Source organism: Pedobacter sp. TM02 (assembly GCF_059705275.1).
On the sequence record NZ_AP046530.1, the window covers coordinates 1,106,044 to 1,124,101 of the forward strand.

An 18,058-nucleotide genomic window follows, 5' to 3' on the forward strand; every position below is an offset into this window, starting at 1 on the left:
AATTTGGGATTTTTCCACATTGTTAACAGTTGTGGAAAACGACTGTTAAAAAAGTGTTAATATTACAGAAGCGATGAACAGAGAATTATAATTTTTTAAACAACTGATTCATAACGATATGAAGTTCGAAATGTTAAAAGATAAGTCGTCAATTATCAAAGTTATTGGTGTTGGTGGCGGTGGAGGTAATGCGGTAAACCATATGTACCGTCAAGGAATTACGGGTGTAGACTTTATTATCTGTAATACTGATGCACAGGCTTTAGAATTTAGTCCCATTCCCAATAAAGTACAGTTAGGCTCTAGCTTAACCGAAGGCATGGGGGCCGGCTCTATTCCTGAAGTGGGTAAGAATTCGGCTATCGAAAACATAGACGATATCAAAGCCATGCTGGGCAGCACCACTAAAATGCTTTTCATTACGGCGGGTATGGGTGGCGGTACCGGAACAGGTGCCAGTCCGATTATTGCCCAGGCGGCCAAAGAACTTGATATCCTGACCGTAGCCATCATTACTACACCTTTCGCCTTCGAGGGCAAGCGCCGTAAGATGCAGGCCGACGACGGGTTGGAAGAACTCAAGAAATACGTGGATTCTTACTTGGTGATCTCCAACGACCGCCTGCGTGAAATCTTCGGCAACCTAACCTTGGGTTCGGCTTTTGCACAGGCTGATGATATCTTAACAACTGCCGCCAAAGGCATTGCCGAGATCATTACCGTGCCTGGCTATATCAACGTCGATTTTAAAGATGTACGTACGGTAATGAAAGACAGTGGCGTATCGATTATGGGTAGCCATTCGGCTGAAGGCGAAAACCGTGCCTTGGCTGCCGTAGAAGGTGCTTTGGCTTCGCCATTGCTTAAAGACAACGAAATTGAAGGCGCAAGATATATCCTGTTGAACATCAGTTCTGGCCTGCGCGAGGTAACCATGGACGAGGTAACGGTAATTACAGACTACATCCAGGACAAAGCAGGCTTGTCGGCCGATCTGATCTGGGGTAACTGTATCGACGAAAACCTGGAAGACAAGCTGTCGGTAACCATTATTGCCACGGGTTTCCAAACCACCGAGCAAAGAGCCAAAGACAGACAGAACATCAAAAAGATTTCGCTGTTAACGCCTGAAGAGGCACCTTTGGTAAAGCCTGTAGAACCTGTTAACTCTTTTATCGAGGCTAAACCTGCTCCGGTAAGCGACGAGCCGGTGCTAAAAGTTCAGGAAGAACCTAAGCAGTCTGATTTGTTTGGCGATTTGTTCAACATGAACAGGCCTACTGCAGCTAAGGAAGCTGAAGACGTAACCATCGTTCACCAGTTGGTAGAAGAAGAAAAAGCACCAATGGCCGAAGCCCAGCCGCAAGAGCCAGGCTTTGAGTTCGAAGTGAAATTGGCCGAAACCGATTTCGTATTCGAAACACCGGTTGCCCAATTGGAACAAGAAGAAATTGTTGTGCCTGAGCCGGTTGAACCAGAGCCAGTAGTAGGGGCAGACGACCATAAAAACGATGATTCGATTGAAGAGCAATTAAGAAAATCGAAAGAACGCATCTTAAGGTTAAAAGACCTGAGCATGAAATTGCGTACCACCAATGGTTTGCAGGAGCTGGAAAACGAACCAGCTTACAAACGCAAGCAAATGCAGTTGCAGCAAATCCAACACTCGTCAGAATCGCAAGTGTCAAGGTTTACCTTGAGCAGCGACGAAGACGGAACAACCGAAATTAGGCCTAACAACTCTTTTCTACACGACAACGTTGACTAATAGACCAAAATCATAATAGATCGGCCTTAGCAACTCATTATTGCTAAGGCTTTTTTTTGCTTTTTAATTGAGCTTAACCCGTTGTTAAATAGGGATTTTAAGCGTAAATTTGCCGGATTAATAAAAAAACTCTATCACATTAAAATATATTACATTGGACATTTTTGAAAAAGTAGCGAAGCGGATGGGCCCAATCGGGCAACACCAGAAATGGTCTCACGGATATTTTTCTTTCCCAAAACTAGAAGGAGAAATTGCACCTCATATGAATTTCAGGGGAAAAGAACATTTGGTTTGGAGCTTGAACAACTATTTGGGCTTGGCCAACCACCCAGAAGTAAGAAAGGCCGACGAGCAAGGTGCAATCGATTTTGGTATGGCCTACCCAATGGGCGCCCGTATGATGTCGGGAAATTCTAAATACCATGAGCAATTAGAACAGGAATTGGCCGCGTTCGTAGGCAAGCCTGATGCGTTTTTGTTGAACTTTGGTTACCAAGGCATGGTATCGATTATCGATGCCTTATTGGATAGGAATGATGTGGTCGTATACGACGGCGAATCGCATGCCTGTATCGTTGACGGCTTGAGGCTGCACATGGGCAAACGCTTTGTGTACAAACACAATAATATTGAAGATGCACGCAAACAGTTAGAAAGAGCCAGTAAACTGGTTGAACAAACCGGTGGCGGTATCTTGGTCATTACCGAAGGCGTTTTCGGCATGTCGGGCGCGCAAGGCAAGCTTAAGGAGCTGATCGATTTAAAAAAAGAGTTCAATTTCCGTTTGCTGATTGATGATGCACATGGCTTTGGTACCATGGGCCCAACTGGCGCAGGTACGCACGAGGCCCAAAACTGTATCGAAGGCGTTGACGTATATTTTGCCACTTTCGCCAAATCGATGGCAGGTATTGGCGCATTTGTTGCTTCTACCGAAGAACTGACCAATTATTTCAGGTATAACATGCGTTCGCAAACTTTTGCCAAAGCCTTGCCAATGCCCATGGTAATCGGTTTGCTGAAACGTTTGGAGCTGTTAAAGAACAATCCAGAGTTGAGAGAGAAGCTGTGGAAAGTGGCTACTACCTTGCAGCAAGGTCTGCGTGAGCGTGGTTTTGATATCGGTGTAACCAATACAGTAGTTACCCCGGTGTTCTTAAAAGGAGAATTGCTAGAGGCAACGGCCCTGACCATGGATTTGCGCGAGAACTATGGAATTTTCTGTTCCATTGTAGTTTATCCGGTTATACCAAAGGGAATGATCGAGCTGAGGTTAATTCCGACCGCCGTACATACGATGGAAGACGTACAAAGAACCCTCGATGCCTTTAGCGAAGTGGCAGAAAAACTGAAAAAGGGCTACTATAAAGAGAACAAGTTCTCGGCAACTGAATAAAAAACACAGAAAAATGCCCTCAATGTACATTAGAGGGCATTTTTTTTGAAATTTATTTAATTAGCTGTAAATCAGCTTTATAGCTAATTTTTGAGCGTGCAGGTTTGTTTATAACCACTTAAAATGTGGAAAAAAACCGCTCTGAAAGCCTTTTTTTATTGTTGCAAAAGTTTTTTTATTAGAATAAACATCTTACTTTAGTAAGAGAGTATTAATCAAAACCTTAAAAAAAACTAAAAGGAGTAATTTAAAAATGAAAAAATTTAATGAAGTAAAGGCACTTGTTGCAGCTTTAGAAGCTGATGCTGACAAATTCTACAACAAATCTAACAGTGCAGCTGGTACTCGTGTACGTAAAGGTATGCAAGATCTTAAAAACTTAGCTCAAAGCATCCGTTTAGAGATCCAAGAAACTAAAAACAAAGCTTAGTCTTAAGCCATTGAAAAAAAGAAGCGCCCATTACCAAGGCGCTTTTTTTATGCATTTATGTTTAGGTGGGTTGTGCCATCTCGACGTTGAAGGTCCTGGATTTGCCATCCTTAAGAAAACACAAAGCGATGAACGAAAAATCAGTTCTTGTGTAGCTAAACAAGGTATTTTAAAAGAAAAGCGCCCCATTATGGAGGCGCTTTTTGTATGTTCCAGCTGTCGGCAATTAAGCCAGGCTCAGTAGGTTTTCTACTTGTTGGGCAAGGCTTTTATTCAATGCTTCAGTAGCTTTTACCAAGGGCAGGCGTACCTCATCGCCACAGATATTCAATTGTTTTAAAACTGCTTTAACGCCAGCAGGGTTGCCTTCTGCAAACATCAATCGGGTAATTTCCAATAAACTGAGGTGCATTGGCAAAGCGGCTTTGTAATCGCCTTGGAGGGCCAATCTAACCATGCCCGACAATTGTTGAGGCAAGGCATTGCCCACTACCGAGATTACGCCTACAGCACCAATCGAAATCATGGGCAAGGCAATCGGATCGTCGCCAGAAATCAGCATAAAGTCCGCTGGTTTATCGCGCATAATCTGGTTAAACTGATCAAAGCTGCCCGAGGCTTCTTTAGTGGCTATAACGTTCTTGAAATCGTGGGCCAGTCTGCAGGTCGTTTCTGGACTCATATTGCTTCCTGTGCGGCCTGGTACATTATACAAAATGATGGGAAGCTCGCTTTGCTCACTCAAATATTTATAGTGCTGGTAAATACCTTCCTGCGTAGGTTTGTTGTAATAAGGACTTACCGAAAGCACGGCACTGTATTGGTTGTTTTCAAACGATTTAATGGCTTCGGCAATGTTTAGCGTATCATTGCCACCAATGCCGGCTACCAAGGGCAAGCGGCCGTTGTTAATTTCAGCGGTAAAATCCCACACCTTCTTCTTCTCGTCCTTGCTCAATGTGGCTGTTTCGCCTGTTGTACCTAATGATACAAGGTAATCAATACCTCCATCAACCAAGTGATTGATCAGTTTTTTCAAACCCTGATAATCAACCGTTCCGTCTGTGTTAAAAGGTGTAACCAAAGCCACACCAGTTCCGTGAAATTTGTTCATTTTTGTTTATATAATTATTGAATAGCTGATTTTTGAATGAGCGAATGGATTTTTTTCCATATCCATTTGCCTAAAAATCAATCATTCCTTCTAGCATTCTCTTCTTTATTCAGCAAGCATCGCCAGCAGTTCCTCATCGCTGATCAAAGGCACATTTAGCTTTTTTGCCTTTTCGAGTTTGGACGGGCCCATGTTATCGCCGGCAACGAGGTAGTCTAGTTTAGCAGAAATACCACTCAAAATCTTGCCTCCGTTTTCTTCGATGATGGTTTTAAGTTCCTCTCGACCATATTTTTCAAAAACACCCGAAATTACAAATGTTTTTCCGTTTAATTTATCACTTTGCAGGATTATTGCATTTTCTTGAATCTCAAATTGCAGTCCGGCTGCTTTTAGCAGTTCGATTTGCTGCAGGTGTTCTTCGTTGCTAAAGTATTCTTGTATGCTTTCGGCAATGCGCTGTCCAATTTCGTCGATGGCCGTTAGTTCTTCTACCGAAGCCTTAGCCAGATTGTCGATGTTTTTTACGCCACGTGCCAGTTTTCTGGCAACGGTTTCACCCACATAACGGATGCCCAGGCCAAACAAAAGCTTTTCGAAAGGCATTTGCTTGGAGGCTTCGATCCCTTTCAGCATATTGTCGATCGATTTCTCTCCAAAACGCTCAATGGCTTTGAGCTCGTCGGCTTTCTCGTATAAGGTATACAAATCGCTGATGTGCGATACCAGGCCTTTTTGGTAAAAGGTTTCGATGGTTTCGTCGCCCAAACCATCAATGTTCATCGCTTTGCGGCCAATAAAATGCTGGATTTTGCCTACGATTTGTGGCGGACAGCCCTCGTCGTTCGGACAGTAAAAAGCTACTTCGCCTTCTTTTCTGATGAGCTCGGTGCCACATTCCGGACAAGTGGTGGTGTACTCGATGGCTACATCCGATACTCTTTTATCGAGGTTTACCTTGATGATTTTCGGAATAATTTCGCCCCCTTTTTCTACATAAACGGTATCATGTTCGTGTAAGTCGAGCCTTTTGATTTCGTCGGCATTGTGCAGGGTAGCTCTTTTTACCGTGGTACCGGCCAATACCACCGGTTTGAGGTTGGCTACCGGCGTAACGGCTCCCGTACGCCCCACCTGGTAGGTTACCTTTTCAAGTATGGTTTGTACTTCGGCGGCTTTGTATTTGTAAGAAATGGCCCAGCGTGGCGATTTGGCGGTAAAACCCAATTCCTGTTGCTGGGCATAGCTGTTTACCTTGATCACGATGCCGTCAATATCGTAGCTGAGCTTGAAGCGTTCATTTTCCCACTGGGCGATAAAAGCCAGCACTTCGTCTATGTTCGCTACCAAGCGGCTGTGCTCCGAAACATGGAAGCCCCATTTTTTAACGGTTTCCAAACTTTGCCAGTGGGTTTTGAACAAAGGTTTGTCGCTGTAAAAGGCATAAAGAAAACAATCGAGCGGACGTTTGCGTACTTCTTTCGAATCCTGCATTTTAACAGTGCCGGCCGCAAAGTTGCGCGGATTGGCATAAGGTACTTCGCCTAGTTCTTCGCGTTCTTTGTTGAGGCGTTCAAAAGCCGCACGGTGCATGAAAACTTCGCCCCTGATTTCGAAAACCTCGGGAATATCTTCACCTCTTAAGCGATGCGGAATAGTGTGGATGGTTTTGATGTTGGTGGTTACATCATCGCCCTGCGTGCCATCGCCACGGGTCACTGCCCTGGCCAAAATACCGTTCTCATAAGTAAGGCTCATCGAAAGGCCGTCGAATTTGAGTTCGCAAACATATTGGAAATCATCGCCTATGGCTTTTCTAACACGTTCGTCGAAATCGCGCAGGTCTTGCTCATTGTAGGTGTTGCCCAACGAAAGCATGGGCCAGCGGTGGGGTACGGTAATAAAGTTCTTGGTAACGTCGCCACCTACTTTTTGGGTAGGGGAGTTGGGGTCGGCATATTCGGGATATTCTTTTTCCAGTTTGGCCAGTTCTTCCAATTTCTTGTCAAACTCGTAATCGGCAATGGTGGGCATGGCCAATACATAATAATTGTAGGTATGCTGGTTCAGCTCTGCCACCAGTGCATCCATTTGTTCTTTTACCGCAAAAATTGACATGAAACAAAGATAATTATTAGTATTGAGATGTGAGAAATGAGATTTGTGGGCATCCTACAAAACGCTAAGTGCAAGTCGCTTTACACTTTCAGTCTCTTTTCAATATCGTCAAATATCGAAAGATAGTTCTTTTCGAGTATTGTCTTATAAACTTCCAGTTGCTCGGTAAGCAACGCAACCGTTGTTTCGCTAAACGGGTGAGTCCACAGGCGCATGCAGATTCTTTGCAAGGCATAGCTGATGTTCTCCAGCTTCTGGTAACTCAACAAGTATCTGCTCGATTTAAAGCTGTTGAAAAAGCCGAAGAACCTATCGGTGTCTGTGCAGCGGCATTGTTGAAGAAAATGAAGCAAAACTTCATCGTCTACTTTTTCCAAATGTCCGTAAAAAGCATTGGTGTTTATGGTACGGTTGGTCACCAACAAATGGTCGAGCAGCAGTTCCAGGCCGATATGGGCCAAAAAAGAGGGGCGTACCGGACTATCGCCAAGTATAGGCAAAAGCAGTTGTTTGAGTTTGGCGGTTTCCGTGTAAAAAAAAACGGAAGAATGGAAAACGGCGTCGACGGCCAAATGCCTTTTCCAGCCCTGCAACAGTTGATGCTGTTGTTCGTCGGCTATAAACAAGGCTTCGTTTTTCTGCGGGTAGAAGTTCCAGTCCTTATGTGCATTCTTCACCAGATCGGGCAATACGGTGCCGAGCACCAAGTTTGGGTTGGTACTGTTTCGGTCAAAATAGTAATGCGACAAAAAGTTCATCTCGTAAAGATAGTTTTTCTGGGCAGAAAGCAAAATGGTCCAAAAACGGACGAATGTCATTTTTGAGCGGAGAAAAATGGCGTTGGAAACCTGAAAAATTAGGCGTAAAAAATTATCTTTGCAGGCTAAAATAAGTAGACGATGACAAATTTTGTTGATGAATTACGCTGGAGAGGAATGTTGCATGACATCATGCCCAATACCGAGGAGAAACTGAATGAAGGCATGTGCGCCGGTTATATCGGTTTTGATCCGACCGCTGATTCATTGCACGTAGGCCACCTGACCCAAATCATGACCTTGATCCATTTCCAACGCGCAGGGCATAAGCCTTTTGCTTTGGTTGGCGGTGCTACTGGCATGGTGGGTGATCCTTCTGGCAAATCGGCCGAACGGAATTTGTTGACCCCGGAGGTTTTAAACCATAACTTAAACGAGTTAAAGAAACAGCTGGGTCGCTTTTTAGACTTTGGCGAAGGCGCCAATGCCGCGCAAATGGTAAACAACGCCGACTGGTTCCAGAACTTCACCTTTTTGGATTTTATACGCGATGTAGGCAAGCACATTACCGTGAACTACATGATGGCCAAAGACAGTGTTAAAAAACGCTTAGAAGGCGAAACAGGCATGTCTTTTACCGAATTCAGCTACCAGTTGGTGCAAGGCTACGATTTTTACTATTTGTGGAAAAACCACAACTGTACCTTGCAAATGGGTGGTTCGGATCAATGGGGCAATATTGTTACCGGTACCGAACTGATCAGGAGAAAAGACGGCGGTACGGCTTATGCCATCACTACGCAACTGATCAAAAAAGCCGATGGCACTAAATTTGGCAAAACCGAAAGCGGTGCAGTGTGGCTGGATGCAGGAAAAACCTCACCGTATAAATTTTATCAATTCTGGCTTAATGCCTCGGATAGCGATGTAAAAGCCTGGATCAGGATTTTCACGCTGAAAAGCAAAGAAGAAATCGAAAAACTGGAGCAGGAGCATGATGCCGCACCACATTTGCGCATCCTGCAAAAAGCCTTGGCTGAAGATATTACCGTAAGAACCCACTCTGTTGAAGCTTTGGAGGCCGCCATTAAAACTTCCGAGTTTTTGTTTGGCAACGGCGATCTCGATTTCCTGAAAACCCTGGATGCGAAAAGCGTATTGGAAATGTTTGAAGGCGTGCCCCAGTTTAACATCTCGAAAGCCGAATTGGCCGAAGGCATAGATGCGGCTAGCTTGTTGGCCGAGAAAACAGCTATTTTTCCCTCAAAAGGCGAGGTGAAAAAAACGATTCAAGGTGGTGGATTAAGCATCAACAAGGTTAAAATAGCTGAACCATCTACACAATATACTACTGCCGATTTGATCAACGACCAGTTTATCATTGTGCAAAAAGGTAAAAGAAACTACTTCCTGATCATTGCGGGATAGTTTTTTGCTCGTGTTTCCTGCCTGTGAAAATTCGATAGATATAAAGTAGCCACAGATTAACAGATTTTATCTGTTCATCTGTGGCTTTTAATTTTTTCCGCTAGAAAACTTACTGTACCAGCAAATTACAGCCTCTGATATCGGCATTATCGAAACGTCCGAGCACTTCAAAACTTCCATCGGGATAAACTTTGCCCAAATCTTGTGTAGCGATAAAAGCGCAAGAGTTAATATTGGCTAAATCAATTACGTTGATGCCACCGCTTTGCTTGCCCTTGAGCAAACTCAGGGGATCTGAAGTATCTCTCAGCAAAATCTTCATCCAAGGCGGGCAATTGAAAATACCATCGCCGTAAGAATAACCTTGCGATAACAGCTCAGTCATGCCGTACTCGCTATGGATATGGCTCACGCCAAAGCCAGCCGTTAAAATCTGGTGCAATTCTTCCCTTACCATTTCCTTTCTTTTGCCTTTCATCCCTCCGGTTTCCATCACGATCAGTTCTGGGAAATCCAACTGAAAGCTTTCTACAAAATCGAGCAGGGCATAAGTAACGCCAATTAAAATGGTTTTTTGCCTGCTGGCTTTAAGTGCCAGCAAGATTTGGTTCAGGGTTTCCAGGTTGTGCAGGAAATAACCACTCTGGGGATGTTGACTTTGTTTGAGCAAGTCATCAACCATGTAAATTAATGATGAGCCTTCGCGTTCTAGATAAGACGGAAGCAGGGCCAGGATGCAAAGGTCTTTGGGATTTCCATAAAACTGTTCAAAAGCCAGGTTAAAGCTCTGTTCGTAAATTTTAACGTCGCTTACCAAATGCCTGCTGGTGGTTTGCCCTGTAGTACCCGAGCTGCTGAATACGATTTCGGGCTGATCGGCTGTGCTGACTACATCGTGACTTTTAAAAAAGCTGATCGGCAAAAAAGGAATCTGAAGGTAACTGTTTATTGCTGCCGGAGCGATGTTGAGGTAACGAATGTAATCTCGATAAACGGCGCAATGTTCGGCCTGATGCCTGAAAACGGCCAGTGCCGCCTGTTCAAATGCAGTTGGGTTATCGATAGCAAATATTTGCGCAGGATCTGGAGTATTCACTGCGCAAAAGTACAAAAAAAGAGCTAAATGGCCGAGGGCTTAAAGGCAGGAAGCCACATTTTACAGACCTATCTAGGCCTTGGGTTTCATGCTGATAAGCGTTTTTCTAAAATGATGGCCGCAATAGCCGCTAATTCCGGCTACCAGTCCGCCAAGCAGGCCTGTAACGGCCAGTACCACCGGCCAAAGCTTGGCTCCAATCATTTCGGCAACGCGTGTGGCCAATACGTGGTGGTTGGGGATACTTTTAAGCAGGGCCATGCCGATCCACAAAACCAAAATGGCCAAAAAAGGCTGCCAGAAAGATACCCGGGCTGTTTTGCCAATCAAACCGCAGGTAGCAAAAGAAATCACGATAACAGCCCACCAAGGCATCACCATTTGCAGTAAAAAAGAAGCTATAATAACGACGATAAAAACCATGTCTTATTTTTTAGAGATTTTGTAATGTGAGATTATTTTGCCCGTACGGTCGTCGGGACTTTGCATAAAGAAAAGATCGTAGAGCTTGCCTTGTGCCCAGGTATCAATCATGTTGTCGTAAAACGGGCTGCCAGGATTGCCCGATTGCCCGCCAGGATAAACTCCGTGGCCTTTAGGCATTTTGCCCAGCTCGATGACCATGCGCCACGAAGGGCCATTGGTTTCACTCAAGGCATTAACCGTACTTTTGGCGCCGCCAATCATCAGCTTCTTGGAGCCAAAACCAGGTATTTTGGCCAAGTGAGGTACATTAGAGCCCTTAACGTTGGCCCATGCCCAGTTTTTGCCAATCGGCCCGTATTTTCTTTCCAAGCTGTCGCAGGCAAATTTGAACGATTCGTTAACCAGGTCGGCCAAAGTTTCTTTCTGGCTGGTTTTCACGTTATCGAACCATTTGGCGTTCGGATCTTTCTGGATCAGTTCGATGGTGCGGTCTCTAGATGGGTGGCGCATTGGCATATTGGCTACGGTAAATTCGTCATCCCAGATATCATTATCCAATCGCTTTAGCCACAAATCGAATACGCTGGCCGCAACCGATTTGGCATCGAAAAACTTGTTCCATTTGCCCATGTAGTTGAAAGCTTCCTTTTGGGTGGCATTGAGCTGCGCCGCATTGACCAAGGGCATAACCGATGGCAATAGGTTTTGTGCGGTAATGCTGTACGAATCGCTTTGCAGGTTGCGCATACTGTCAACGGTGGCTTTGGTCATAACGGCGAGTCTATCGTTAATGCGTTTGCCCCGTTCGTATGGCGAAAATTCCCAGTTGATATAGTAAGGATAGGATGGATCGGTTGAAGATTGGTTGGCCGAGCTAACAAAGCCTCGCGGTGGATTTTTAACTGTTGGGTTTTGGTCGGCAGGTATCCAGCCATGCCAATCGTAGGCCGGATCGGAGCCGTCTAAAATAAATTTGCCCTGGTCTTTCCATTTTAGCGGGAATTTGCCGTTTGGCGTAATGGCGATATCATTATCGGCGCTGGCAAATACAAAATTCTGGGCCGGTGCGGTATAAAACGTTAATGCCTTTCTGTAATCGGCGTAGTTCTGGCCGCGGTTCAGGTAGTAAAAGGTCATGAGCTCGTTCGATTCCTCATGGGCGATCCAGCGCAAGGCACTGCCTACCGGAACATTGGCGGCTTTGCCATAGCTGGGTTTGTTAAAGTAAACAACCGGACCATGATGGGTATAAAAAACCGTATCGATTTCGGTAGCAGAACCCCTGATTTTGATTTTTTCGTACTGAGGTTTGGTATCTCTCCACTGGTTGTTGTACCAATAGCTTTTGTGACTGTTGTCTTTGAATTTGATTTGGTAAAAATCGAGTACATCGGCGGCCACATTGGTTACGCCCCAGGCAATTTTTTGGTTAAAACCGATGATGATTCCGGGTGCCCCAGGCAAAGAAACCCCATAGGCATTTACGCCAGGCGCATGCAACTGGATTTGGTACCAGATAGAAGGCAAAGTGAGGTCGAGATGCGGGTCGTTGGCCAAAATAGGATAGCCTGATGCTGTTTTAGCTCCAGAAACCGCCCAGTTGTTACTGCCAATCCCTTCTTCCTTTTGCTTGGTTTTGATATTGGTGCTCATCATTTCGGTAAAGCTGTTGGGCGTTTGCGGAATTGGCAAGGGCGTAAAATCCCATTTGGTGCCTACCGGAATAATCGGATCTTCCTTAAACGGGTAATCCGGGAAAAGGTCTTTGGTTACTTCTGGCCCAAATTTTTTGAGGATGTTGGTCATGTAAAACTCGTCTGAGCCCATGGCCAGCACAGCCGACATTTGCTTGAGCAGTAGTGCACATTTGATAGGAGTCCAGTTTTCAGGCTTAAAATCCAATAATTTATATTCGAGTGGCAGGTTAGCCCTGTTTAAAGAACGGATATAGGCATTGATCCCATCGGTATAAGCCATGATCATTTCCTTGGCTTTGGGGTCGGCCATCATGCCTCTCAGCGAATTTTCGGCACCGTAAACCATACCCATGCGGCGCTGGTAGCGGTCAACCTCTATGGCTTTTTTGCCCACTACTTCCGAAATCCTTCCGGCAGCAAATCGGGTCTGAAAATCCATCTGCCACAAGCGGTGCATGGCAGTTACATAGCCCTGCGCATAGTAAAGATCATGGTCGTTTTGTGCAAATACGTGCGGAATCATCCGGTCGTCGAAAAGGATGTCAATCTTGTCTTGCGCACCTTTAAGCACGATTTTTTTGTTAGCCGTAACGATGTTGCTCTCTGCATTTTGCCAAAAGCCCGTAAAAGGGTTCAGGAACTTGAGAACCGGTGGCGTATCGCCAAATTTGGTGTTAAAAACGTAGGCCAATAGAATGGGTATGATGACACAGATCAGGGCTTTAACTTTCTTCATTGCTGTGAACTAAGGGGTTATTTGGTTTTTGCTCGGTTTCATCGGTAGAAACTTAGCCTGCAATTTACATATAAAAATAAATCCCGCTACAATCAAATTAGATTTTGCGAAGTAAATTTTCTGCAGAATAGAATTTGTTAGTAAGAAAATTTGTATTAAGTTTATGTGATAAACAAATATAAACTACTTAAGTATGAATAAAATCTTTACTAAAATCATTTTTATGCTTTTCGTACTGCTGGCAACTGGTGTTGGAGCGTATGCACAGAGCATAGTAGTAAGTGGTACGGTTACAGACAAGGCCACAAAGGAGCCTATTCCTGGGGTAAGCGTAACCATTAAGGGAAAAACAGTTGGCTCTTCAACCGATGCAAAAGGCCAGTTTGCCTTCACTACTACAGAAAAACCACCTTTTAGCATTGTGGTTTCTTATATCGGTTTTGCCTCGATTGAAAAAGAAGTGAGCGGAAATGCGGCTAATTTGACCTTCGAACTAGAAAGTGGTGCGATTTTGGGTCAAGAAGTGGTGATTTCTGCCTCGAGAACGCCGGAGCGAATTTTAGAATCTCCGGTTTCTGTAGAGCGCATCAGCTCGGCAGCTTTAAAAGAGCTTCCAGCCCCTTCTTTTTACGACGCGTTGAACAACCTGAAAGGCGTGGAGATGAGTACCCAAAGTTTAACCTTTAAATCGGTAAATACCCGTGGTTTCAATGCCAATGGCAACGTGCGTTTTAACCAATATATTGATGGTATGGACAACCAGGCTCCCGGTCTTAACTTCTCAGTGGGCAATATCGTTGGCCTATCTGAACTGGATGTAGATAACGTAGAGCTTTTGCCTGGCGCAGCTTCGGCCTTGTATGGCGCCGGTGGTACCAACGGTACTTTGTTGATGACTTCAAAAAATCCTTATCAGTACCAAGGTGCCAGTTTCCAATATAAAACCGGTATCAACCATGTAAACGACAATCAAACCTCGCAAGGTGTTCAGGAGTTTAAGCAATTGGATGTTCGCATGGCTAAATCATGGAACAACAAATTTGGTTTCAAAACTTCGTTCTCGTTCCTGCAGGCTAAAGACTGGGCCGCTACCGATACCCGTAACTTTGACCGTGTTGCCCGTCAGCTAAAAAATGGCGACAGGAATAGCGACCCTAACTATGATGGTGTAAACGTATATGGCGATGAGATCAGCCAAAACATGATCAATGTTTCGCAAAGCGTACAAAACCAAACCATTGCCGGTATTGCAACGGCTAGTGGTGGGCTTATTCCAAATATCAAAAATACCATGGACGGTGCATTTGGTGCCATGGGTGTACCTGCAACTGGTGCGCCATCGGCTGCCCAACAGGCGGCTTTCTTGGCTGGTTTGCCGGCAGCCTTAAGGCCAGCTGTACAAAACTACCTGCCTTTTTATATCGGATTAAGGGTGCCAGGCTTGTTGCCTAACCAATTTGTATCAAGAACAGGCTATGCCGAAACTGATTTGGTTGATTACGATACTAAATCGCTCAAAACTTCCACTTCGTTGCACTACAAATTTAACAACACCGTTGAAGCCATAGCCCAGGCCAACTGGGGAACGGGTACTTCGGTTTATACTGGTACAGACCGTTATTCTTTAAGAAACTTCAAAATCGGCCAGTATAAATTGGAATTGAAAGGACAAGATTTCTTCTTGAGGGCTTATACTACCCAAGAGCGTTCTGGCGATGCCTATAACGCTACCATTTTGGGTACATTTATTAACGAGGCCTGGAAGCCTTCAACGACTTGGTTTCCACAATATATTGGCAACTACATTGGTGCAAGAGCTGGCGGACAATCGGATGTGGCTGCCCATGCATTTGCAAGATCTCAGGCTGATATTGGCCGTTTAATGCCAGGTACACCAGGTTACGAAACTGCTAAAGATGCCATCACTTCTAAAACGATTGGTCCGGCTAATGGTGCCAAGTTTAATGATAAAACCAATTTGTACCACTACGAAGGTATGTACAACTTCTCTAGCTTGTTTAACAACGTAGTAGAGTTTCAGGTTGGTGCTTCTTACCGCGATTATTTCCTGCATTCTGACGGTACTATCTTTGATGATGCCAACCGCAATATCACCATCGATGAGTATGGCGCATTTGCACAGTTGGGCAAGAAATTTGGCGACAAATTTAAAATGACCGTTGCCGGTCGTTACGACAAGAGCAAAAACTTCGAAGGCAGGTTAACGCCTCGCGTAACCGGCGTATGGACCGTAGCACCAAACAACAACATCAGGGCCTCGTTCCAAACAGGTTACCGTAATCCAACTACGCAAGACCAATATATTGATTTGGCTGTAGGGGGCGGTTCAACCCGTTTAATTGGTGGTTTGCCAGAGTCGATCAATAAATACAACCTGAACACCAACAAAGCGGTAACCGAAGCTAGCTACAGGGCATTCTTGGCTTCTGTAGCCGGTGGTGCGCCAAATCCGGCCTTGCTGCAAGCTTATACTTTCGATGCCAAAGGCCTTCGTCCAGAAAGCGTAAAATCTTTTGAGATCGGCTACAAAGGATTGGCCACCAAAAGCTTGCTGATCGATGCTTATGCCTATTACAACATCTACAAAGATTTCATCAGTGGTGTTAACTTGTACCAAAACCCAACTACTACGGCAGTGAAGTTCAGCGTTCCGGTAAACGTAGCTGATCAGGTAAAAGCCTATGGCGCCGCTATCGGATTGGATTACCAAGTAGGCAAGTTCAACTTCAACGGAAATACCTCGTACAACAAACTAACCGATTTGCCAGCTAATTTCGATAATAACTTCAACACGCCAGAGTGGAGATTTAATGCAGGTATCGGCAGCAGGGAAATCGTTAAAAACTTCGGTTTCAACGTACAGTACCGCTGGCAGGATGCTTTCTTGTGGAATTCGACCTTTGCCACAGGAAACGTACCATCTTATTCGACTTTCGATGCACAGGTTAACCTCAAAGTGCCATCTGTAAAATCGATTGTTAAATTGGGCGGTTCAAACATCTTGAATAAATACTATACTACATCTTTTGGTAACCCATCAGTTGGAGCATTGTATTATTTATCGTTTACGTTTAATCCATAGTAGATTTATATTTGATTTGAAAAGCCTCCCGAAAACCGGGAGGCTTTTTTATTGCCCAATATTATTTTGCAATTTGCTTTGGTTTTAATGTAAAAATTAACACTTTAGCCTTGCTAACCATTCTTTTCTTTTTTGATGACTAAAAAGATCTTGCTCCTTTGTCTTTTGTTCCTTTTGCCGCTGACTTCGCTTTTTGCGCAGCTTCCGGCTATCGAGCGGATAGAACCTGCCAATTGGTATACAGGCTTTAAAAATCCGGCCTTGCAATTATTGGTCAGGGGCGAGCAGATGGGTCAGAAAAGCGCGAGCATCAGCGCCTATCCTGGGGTTAAATTGGTCAGTGTACAAAAAGTAGACAATCCCAATTACCTGTTTGTGAATTTGTCTATTTCCCCGCAGGCAAAGCCCGGTAAATTTGAACTGGTTTTTTCCGAAAAAGGAAAGACCTCGCTTCGCTATAGTTACGAGCTCAAAGCCAGAACCAACCACACCACGGGCGTAAGCAATAAAGATTTCATCTACCTGATTATGCCCGACCGTTTTGCCAATGGCGATGCCAGCAACGATCAGGTCAAAGGAATGAAAGACCAGGGCTTCAACCGCGATTCGATGTATTACAGGCACGGAGGCGATTTGCAGGGCATTATCGACCATTTGCCTTACCTGCAAGAGCTGGGGGTAACCGCGCTTTGGCTTAACCCGGTATTGGAAAACGACGAGTTCAAAACTTCTTATCACGGCTATGCCGCTACCGAAAATTACAGGGTAGACCGCCGGTTGGGCACCAACGAACTTTATCGGCAACTGGTAACCGAGTGCCACAAAAGAGGCATGAAAATGATCAAGGATTTGGTACACAACCATATCGGCGACCAGCATTTCCTGTTTTTAGACCCGCCAGCCAAAAACTGGTTTCACCAATGGCCAAAATATACGGGTACAACTTATAAAGACCAGACCCTTTTCGATCCCTACGCCTCGAAAGCCGACCGTAAATTAATGACCGACGGCTGGTTTGACCACCACATGCCCGATGTTGATCAGCAAAATCCCTTGGTGAAGAACTACATTACCCAAAGCCACATCTGGTGGATCGAATATGCGGGCTTGGATGGCTTCAGGCTCGATACCTATGCCTATAACGACAAGGTTTTTATGGCCGAATGGGCCAAAGCGATTACCAGGGAGTTTCCAAAATTTACCTTCTTTGGCGAAACGTGGGTGAATGGTATTCCGAACCAGGTGTTTTTTACCGAAGGCAGTACGGTAAACCAGCATTTCGATACGGGTTTGCAGGGTGTAACCGATTTCCAGACCTATTTTGCCATCAACGAGGCCTTAAATGGCAAATTCGGCTGGACAGATGGCGTAAACAGGCTTTACACCACCTTGGCCAGCGATTATCAGTATAAAGATCCTACCCGTAATGTGCTTTTTCTGGATAATCACGATATCAGCAGGTTTTATTCGGTGGTTGGCGAAGATTTCGACAAGTTCAAATCTGGAATTATTCTGTTGTTTTCGCTCCGGGGCATTCCTCAAATGTATTATGGCACCGAAATCCTGATGAAGAATTTTTCCAACCCGGATGGCTTGGTGCGCGAAGATTTTCCCGGAGGCTGGCCAGCTGATCAAGTAAATAAATTTACGGCTTCAGGCCGAAGCGCCAAAGAAAACGAAGCTTTCGATTTTGTAAAGAAACTGGCCAATTACCGTAAAAGCAATGCGGTGCTACAAACAGGTAAACTGATGCAGTTTGTACCCGAAAAAGGCATCTATGTGTATTTCAGATACGATAACCAAAAAACAGTGATGGTAGTTATGAACAGCAATGAGCAGGCCGAAAACTTGGAAACAGCCCGCTTTGCCGAGCGCATCGGTACGCATCAAAGTTTGCGTAATATTATTTCGGGTCAAAAAATTCCGATAGGGAACATACAGCTTCCTGCCAAAACAACTTATATATTTGAACTGCAATAAAAAAT

General features: G+C 44.7%; 13 protein-coding genes. 7 read left to right on the plus strand and 6 right to left on the minus strand.

Going from position 1 to position 18,058, the window contains the following annotated elements; translation table 11 throughout:
• The first annotated feature begins 118 nt into the window (after positions 1 to 118).
• From ftsZ to AC6H1S_RS04765, 4 genes are all read left to right on the plus strand, one after another.
• Positions 119 to 1,768 (plus strand): cell division protein FtsZ, encoded by a 1,650-nt coding sequence (gene ftsZ, locus AC6H1S_RS04750; protein ID WP_497565334.1) that lies wholly within the window; start codon positions 119 to 121, stop codon positions 1,766 to 1,768.
• A 154-nt stretch (positions 1,769 to 1,922) separates the two neighbouring features.
• Positions 1,923 to 3,167, plus strand: a complete 1,245-nt coding sequence (locus AC6H1S_RS04755) for an aminotransferase class I/II-fold pyridoxal phosphate-dependent enzyme (RefSeq protein WP_199138384.1) — start codon at positions 1,923 to 1,925, stop codon at positions 3,165 to 3,167.
• 253 nt (positions 3,168 to 3,420) lie between these two features.
• The gene (locus AC6H1S_RS04760; protein ID WP_199138379.1) at positions 3,421 to 3,597 is read left to right on the plus strand and encodes a BF3379 family histone-like protein; all 177 of its coding nucleotides are present in this window, start codon (positions 3,421 to 3,423) and stop codon (positions 3,595 to 3,597) included.
• 10 nt (positions 3,598 to 3,607) lie between these two features.
• Positions 3,608 to 3,841 (plus strand): hypothetical protein, encoded by a 234-nt coding sequence (locus AC6H1S_RS04765; RefSeq protein WP_497565336.1) that lies wholly within the window; start codon positions 3,608 to 3,610, stop codon positions 3,839 to 3,841.
• On the opposite strand, the gene dapA is transcribed toward AC6H1S_RS04765, so the two are convergent.
• The 3 genes from dapA to AC6H1S_RS04780 form a co-directional block, all read right to left on the minus strand.
• Positions 3,824 to 4,711, minus strand: a complete 888-nt coding sequence (gene dapA, locus AC6H1S_RS04770) for a 4-hydroxy-tetrahydrodipicolinate synthase (protein ID WP_199138377.1) — start codon at positions 4,709 to 4,711, stop codon at positions 3,824 to 3,826. The two genes, AC6H1S_RS04765 and dapA, sit on opposite strands and share 18 nt — an antisense overlap.
• Before the next feature lie 105 nt (positions 4,712 to 4,816).
• Positions 4,817 to 6,829, minus strand: a complete 2,013-nt coding sequence (gene ligA, locus AC6H1S_RS04775) for an NAD-dependent DNA ligase LigA (protein WP_497565337.1) — start codon at positions 6,827 to 6,829, stop codon at positions 4,817 to 4,819.
• Between the two features lie 80 nt (positions 6,830 to 6,909).
• Positions 6,910 to 7,647, minus strand: a complete 738-nt coding sequence (locus AC6H1S_RS04780; protein ID WP_497565338.1) for an ACP phosphodiesterase — start codon at positions 7,645 to 7,647, stop codon at positions 6,910 to 6,912.
• Between the two features lie 81 nt (positions 7,648 to 7,728).
• Between AC6H1S_RS04780 and tyrS the strand changes: the two genes are divergently transcribed.
• Positions 7,729 to 9,015 carry a tyrosine--tRNA ligase gene (tyrS, locus tag AC6H1S_RS04785; protein WP_497565339.1) on the plus strand — a complete coding sequence of 429 codons (1,287 nt, stop codon included), beginning with the start codon at positions 7,729 to 7,731 and terminating at the stop codon, positions 9,013 to 9,015.
• Between the two features lie 109 nt (positions 9,016 to 9,124).
• On the opposite strand, the gene AC6H1S_RS04790 is transcribed toward tyrS, so the two are convergent.
• The 3 genes from AC6H1S_RS04790 to AC6H1S_RS04800 all read right to left on the minus strand — a co-directional run bounded on the left by AC6H1S_RS04790 (position 9,125) and on the right by AC6H1S_RS04800 (position 12,970).
• The gene (locus AC6H1S_RS04790) at positions 9,125 to 10,111 is read right to left on the minus strand and encodes a LuxE/PaaK family acyltransferase (RefSeq protein ID WP_497565340.1); all 987 of its coding nucleotides are present in this window, start codon (positions 10,109 to 10,111) and stop codon (positions 9,125 to 9,127) included.
• A 72-nt stretch (positions 10,112 to 10,183) separates the two neighbouring features.
• Entirely contained in the window at positions 10,184 to 10,534 is a 351-nt protein-coding gene (locus AC6H1S_RS04795) for a hypothetical protein (RefSeq protein WP_497565341.1), read from the minus strand.
• A 3-nt stretch (positions 10,535 to 10,537) separates the two neighbouring features.
• Positions 10,538 to 12,970 (minus strand): penicillin acylase family protein, encoded by a 2,433-nt coding sequence (locus AC6H1S_RS04800; protein WP_497565342.1) that lies wholly within the window; start codon positions 12,968 to 12,970, stop codon positions 10,538 to 10,540.
• 193 nt (positions 12,971 to 13,163) lie between these two features.
• Here AC6H1S_RS04800 and AC6H1S_RS04805 point away from each other — a divergent pair, with 193 nt between their 5' ends.
• Positions 13,164 to 16,073: a TonB-dependent receptor gene (locus AC6H1S_RS04805; RefSeq protein WP_497565344.1), complete on the plus strand. Its 2,910-nt coding sequence runs from the start codon at positions 13,164 to 13,166 to the stop codon at positions 16,071 to 16,073.
• 135 nt (positions 16,074 to 16,208) lie between these two features.
• Positions 16,209 to 18,053: a glycoside hydrolase family 13 protein gene (locus AC6H1S_RS04810; RefSeq protein WP_497565345.1), complete on the plus strand. Its 1,845-nt coding sequence runs from the start codon at positions 16,209 to 16,211 to the stop codon at positions 18,051 to 18,053.
• Positions 18,054 to 18,058 lie beyond the last annotated feature (5 nt).

Coding starts and splice junctions, on each gene's coding strand:
- ftsZ (WP_497565334.1), top strand. CDS start 119: ATGAAGTTCGAAATGTTAAAAGATAAGTCGTCAATTATCAAAGTTATT.
- AC6H1S_RS04760 (WP_199138379.1), top strand. CDS start 3,421: ATGAAAAAATTTAATGAAGTAAAGGCACTTGTTGCAGCTTTAGAAGCT.
- dapA (WP_199138377.1), bottom strand. CDS start 4,711: ATGAACAAATTTCACGGAACTGGTGTGGCTTTGGTTACACCTTTTAAC.
- ligA (WP_497565337.1), bottom strand. CDS start 6,829: ATGTCAATTTTTGCGGTAAAAGAACAAATGGATGCACTGGTGGCAGAG.
- AC6H1S_RS04780 (WP_497565338.1), bottom strand. CDS start 7,647: ATGACATTCGTCCGTTTTTGGACCATTTTGCTTTCTGCCCAGAAAAAC.
- tyrS (WP_497565339.1), top strand. CDS start 7,729: ATGACAAATTTTGTTGATGAATTACGCTGGAGAGGAATGTTGCATGAC.
- AC6H1S_RS04795 (WP_497565341.1), bottom strand. CDS start 10,534: ATGGTTTTTATCGTCGTTATTATAGCTTCTTTTTTACTGCAAATGGTG.
- AC6H1S_RS04800 (WP_497565342.1), bottom strand. CDS start 12,970: ATGAAGAAAGTTAAAGCCCTGATCTGTGTCATCATACCCATTCTATTG.
- AC6H1S_RS04805 (WP_497565344.1), top strand. CDS start 13,164: ATGAATAAAATCTTTACTAAAATCATTTTTATGCTTTTCGTACTGCTG.
- AC6H1S_RS04810 (WP_497565345.1), top strand. CDS start 16,209: ATGACTAAAAAGATCTTGCTCCTTTGTCTTTTGTTCCTTTTGCCGCTG.